General features: G+C 33.6%; 6 protein-coding genes and 1 pseudogene. 6 read left to right on the top strand and 1 reads right to left on the bottom strand.

Annotation, left to right across the window (positions count from 1 at the left end; genetic code table 11):
- Positions 1-39 precede the first annotated feature (39 nt).
- From KO513_RS02400 to KO513_RS02385, 4 genes and pseudogenes are all read left to right on the top strand, one after another.
- Positions 40-855 carry a DUF4625 domain-containing protein gene (locus tag KO513_RS02400; RefSeq protein ID WP_252735646.1) on the top strand — a complete coding sequence of 272 codons (816 nt, stop codon included), beginning with the start codon at positions 40-42 and terminating at the stop codon, positions 853-855.
- 59 nt (positions 856-914) lie between these two features.
- Positions 915-1,394 carry a DUF4625 domain-containing protein gene (locus tag KO513_RS02395; protein ID WP_215912144.1) on the top strand — a complete coding sequence of 160 codons (480 nt, stop codon included), beginning with the start codon at positions 915-917 and terminating at the stop codon, positions 1,392-1,394.
- Positions 1,395-1,428: 34 nt separating this feature from the next.
- Complete coding sequence (locus tag KO513_RS19785; RefSeq protein ID WP_215912143.1) at positions 1,429-1,596, top strand: GTP-binding protein; 168 nt, start codon at positions 1,429-1,431, stop codon at positions 1,594-1,596.
- A pseudogene (locus tag KO513_RS02385) lies at positions 1,518-1,703 on the top strand (alkaline phosphatase); the annotation flags it as partial. The gene KO513_RS19785 and the pseudogene KO513_RS02385, both read left to right, overlap by 79 nt.
- A 104-nt stretch (positions 1,704-1,807) precedes the next feature.
- On the opposite strand, the gene xerA reads toward KO513_RS02385, so the two are convergent.
- Positions 1,808-2,626, bottom strand: coding sequence for a site-specific tyrosine recombinase/integron integrase (xerA, locus tag KO513_RS02380; protein ID WP_215912142.1), 819 nt, complete (start codon positions 2,624-2,626; stop codon positions 1,808-1,810).
- A gap of 116 nt (positions 2,627-2,742) precedes the next feature.
- On the opposite strand from xerA, the gene KO513_RS19780 reads away from it, so the two are divergent.
- Both KO513_RS19780 and KO513_RS02370 read left to right on the top strand, forming a co-directional pair.
- Positions 2,743-3,612: an AraC family transcriptional regulator gene (locus KO513_RS19780; RefSeq protein WP_215912141.1), complete on the top strand. Its 870-nt coding sequence runs from the start codon at positions 2,743-2,745 to the stop codon at positions 3,610-3,612.
- 83 nt (positions 3,613-3,695) lie between these two features.
- Positions 3,696-4,594 (top strand): DMT family transporter (locus KO513_RS02370; RefSeq protein ID WP_215912140.1); only part of this gene is annotated, 899 nt, incomplete at its 3' end.

The following is a 4,594-nucleotide window of genomic DNA, read 5'->3' as shown; positions in this document are numbered from 1 at the left end:
GTAATCAGTAATCAGTAATCAAATTAAAAATTAAAACCTATGAAAACAACTAGTATGAAACCCAATTTAAAATTTTTAGCAATCGTTGCTTCCGCCGGACTCTTTTTACAATCCTGTAGTAGTGATGATGATGGAGATGTAGAATTGAACGCTCCGGAAATCTCCAATTTTGAGTACGGAGAAGGTCACCATGACGAAGGTGAAGACCACGACCATCAATCAGAAGAAGCATATGCTTTTAAAGGTTCTGACCTTCATCTAGCGGCAGAAATCAGTGCAGAAGCTACCGTAAGCAGTATAACACTTTCAATTCATTCAGATGACGTAACTGCTGAAGAAGGAGAAGTGGACTGGGAATTTGAAAAGGTATTTACGGATGCTAAATACTTAGTAATTAATCCAGAATTTCATGAGCATATAGATATCCCTGCAGATATTCCTTCAGGAGAATACCATATTGAACTTTTGGCAACCGATGAACTAGGGAACAGCACAGAAGTAGAAGGTCACCTTGAAATTATGGACGTTATTACTTTAAGCGATTTTTCAATTGATGAAACCGTTGCCAGAGGCGAAGATTTTCATGCCGAATTTATGATTAGTGCCGTAAACGGTATACATGGAATTACCGTTGATATTCACGCACACGGACTAACGCTTGCCGAAGGCGAAGAAGAGTGGCATTTTGAATCTGAGTACACAGAAGGATACCACGAACTGACCGATGCCGAGTTCCACAAACATATTGATGTGCCGGCTACTGCTCCTGCAGGTGAGTACCACATGGTTTTTACTGTGGAAGATGAAGATGGCAATACTAAAGAATACGACACACATTTAACTGTTACCGAGTAACTAAATCCAATAACACCGCATAGTACTTAGAACTGCTATGCGGTTTTAAATCGCATAAAATGAAGTTCTCATTAAAATATTTCTATTTAGCCTCCTTTATGCTGTTAAGCGCTGCATGCTCTAACGATAACAGTGATGACATAGATGAAGAAAAACCTACTATCAGCGTTAATTATACAGAAGGTTTTCCACAAGGATGCACATTGTTGACCAGAGGAGAAACCTATAATTTTAGGGCTATGGTGACCGATAACAGTGAACTGGCCGCTTACAGTATTGATATCCACCATAATTTTGACCATCATACCCATGACGACCAAGTAGCGAAATGTGAATTGGGCGAAGTTCAACCCCCTGTAAATCCCTTAATTTTTGTTGAAAACTATACAATTGAAGGCTCCCTGACCAGTTACGAAATAAATATTGCCGTAACTATTCCAGATGATGTAGACACCGGCGATTACCACTGTGCCTATTCGGTTACAGATGCAACGGGCTGGCAAGGTAGAACTTCCATAGATATAAAAATCGTGGAGTAAAAAACATCTATAAGCTTAACAAACCTTTTACCAAATGGAAGCGATAATTACGATAATTGGTTTTTTAGGCGCAGGAAAAACTTCATTGTTAAATCATATTCTACACATGAAAGAAAATTTTTATTTAAAGCTTTGGCCGAAATACAATCCAAACATAATTCCGTGGGTTGGATCAGTATGCAGCATTCTGCCGATTACGTAGAGCTGGCCATGTACGGACCGGGAAGCCAAATGTTGAAACCCTTTATAAAAAATACGGACCTACACTATCTTATGCTGGAAGCGGCGGAGGTTGAAAATACGTTTTAATGATTTTTACCCTCATACAGAATAGAATCACTAAATGACCACATTTTACCTTATTAGCATGATAGTTTCAGGAATACGTGTATCAACCGAGTTTAGCAATTGCTTTAATCATCAAAAGGACTGACCACATTTAACAAAGTAGGTTCTGCAACTTGTGTATAAATCATTGTTGTCTTAATTGAGTTGTGACCGAGTAGCTTTTGTATTACCCTTATATCAGTTCCTTTTTCCAAAAGGTGCGTAGCATAACTGTGTCTTAAGGTATGTGCTGTAATCCGTTTATTGATTTTTGCTCTTTTTGCCGCCGCCTTAAGTAATTTATTAAAGCTTGAACTAGAGTACTTCCCCCCTTTTTGACCTTCGAACAAAAAGAGCTTTGGTGAAAATTCTTTGTAATACGTACGAAGCATAACTAGAATTTTTTCGGATAAGGGAATTATGCGGTCTTTGTTGCCTTTTGCAGATTTAACATGTATAACCATCCGAGATGAGTCTATGTCCATGATTTTTAAGTTTATCAGTTCGCCAACCCTCAAACCCGCACTATAGGTAAGGGCAATCATGCTTTTATGTTTAACGTTATTGGCACATTGAATGATTTTTAGAATTTCCGTTTTTGAAATTATCACAGGAAGTTTTTCAGGCTTCCTACTGGGAAATAAAAATTCTAGATTAATATTTTGCCTGAACATCTCCTTATAGTAGAGCTTCAACGCCATTGCAATCTGTTTCTGATAGGAGTAAGAAATTTTTTTGGTATGCACCATGTGGTAAAAATACCTTTGCAGCTCCGTTTCGCTCACTCGGTTTAAGGTTTTTTGGAAAAAATGCTCGGCCATCTTTACAATTGAAGAATAACTGCCAATCGTATTTTTACTATACCGTTTAACCTCCAATATTTTCACAAAATCAGGAATGGACATATTATGTCTAATATACTAATTAATTCTAAAAAAGTATTAAATTTAAACCTAATACGATGGTTATGTGGAATTTGCCGCATATCCACTAGTTGTGCACAATATAAAAACACCGATAAGTGATTAAAATTGAATTTGATAAATTACTTAAAAAATATGATGAAAAAATTGTGGTTAATAAAATTATTGATGGTAAATACAATACTTTAAATAATTACAGTACAGCATTACATCGTCACATTTTTTATCAAATTGTTTGGATTGAGGAAGGTTCTGGAAATCACATAATAGAAGGTAATAATTACGATTATTCTAATGGAACTATTTTCCTATTGGCACCTTATTATTTACATAAAATAACCTACAACAATAATGTGCAAGGTTATGTTGTTAGTTTTTGCGACAGTTTATTAGACAGATTTCAAAACAAATCTACACTTCTTTTTCATAACATAGACAAAGCATATATTAAAGTTTCTGCTAATGAAATTAATCTCTTAAATGACGAATTTCATTTATTAAATCACTATTCAAGAACAAAGACAAGTACCTCATCAAGTATAGTACAGAATTATCTACATATTATTCTAACAAAAATAAATGAGTTTATTAACGTAAAAGAAAAAGGTACTGTGCAATCTCATACAAATAACACTAAATTATTAGAGCAATTTGTGCAACTTGTTAGGATATATTACACCAACGAGAAACAATTGAGCTTTTATACTTCTAAATTGGCAATCTCTCAAAAAAAACTTAATCTAGCAATTCGAAATAGTACTGGCCTTACACCTGCTAAGTTTCTGGAAATTTACATACTAAATGAAGGCGCTAGAATACTGCGCTATAGCAATTTAAGCATTAAAGAAATAGTAGCAGAGCTTGGCTATTCTGATAGTTCATATTTTATAAAAGCTTTTAAAAAACAGTTTAAAAAAACACCAATGGAATATAGAAAATCGGCTGAATTAAACTTAAATACCAAATAATACCATAACTATCCTTAATTGTCATATTTATAGTCCTACTGAAAACTGAAATTTGTAAAAAATTCAAACCTTAAGTTTTCAGTATGAACAAATCTATCATTTACGTTTTAGTTTGTGTGTTTTTATGGGCATTAATTCCTGTTGTATCTAAATTAGGGCAAGATGGATTAGATAACCATCAATTTCTTTTTTGGTCTAGTCTATCATCATTATTGTTTTTTTTAGGGATAGGCATTTATAAAAAAAAGATAAACCATTTAAGTAAAATCCCTAAAAACAAATGGCTAAAAGCCATATTATTAGGCTTTTTGGGGACTTATCTTTATTATGTCCTACTCTATCTAGGTTATGCAAATGCACCAGGAATGGAAGTTCTCATCGTCCAATATTCTTGGCCTATTTTAATAGTTATATTATCACTTATCATTTTAAAAGAAAAACTTACTTTCCCAAAAACTATGTCCATTCTTTTAGGTTTTTTTGGAGTCTTTATTGTGTTAACGAAAGGAAATTTCCAGCAACTTAAATTTGAAAATTTAAATATTGATTTAATCGTATTCTTTGGAGCATTCGCCTTTGCCTTATTTTCTGTTTTAAGTAAAAAAATCGAAATGGACGATAATTCACTATTAACAATATATTTTTTGACTGCAAGTGTTGCTTCATTTATATCTATGAACATATTTTCGGGGTTTAAAATACCTGAAATAAACACTATAATTCCAATTCTTATAAATGGTTTTTTAGTGAATGGACTTTCATATATATTTTGGATTAAAGCGCTCAAAATGGGAGAAGCTTCATTTATAGCACCATTTGTTTTCTTAACACCCGTTTTGTCGTCAATATTTTTGATTGTTTTTTTCAATGAACCATTTCATACAGCATACCTAATTGGAATGTCTTGTGTAATTCTTGGAGGATTATTGAACGCTAGAAAAGAAAAGAAAAATACTGTTCACAACAATGGTAACCGTTGCAC

The sequence above is a fragment of the Zobellia sp. B3R18 genome (genome assembly GCF_018860715.1).
GTDB classification, from domain to species: Bacteria; Bacteroidota; Bacteroidia; order Flavobacteriales; family Flavobacteriaceae; genus Zobellia; species Zobellia russellii.
This window is presented reverse-complemented; position numbering and strand designations above follow the sequence as displayed.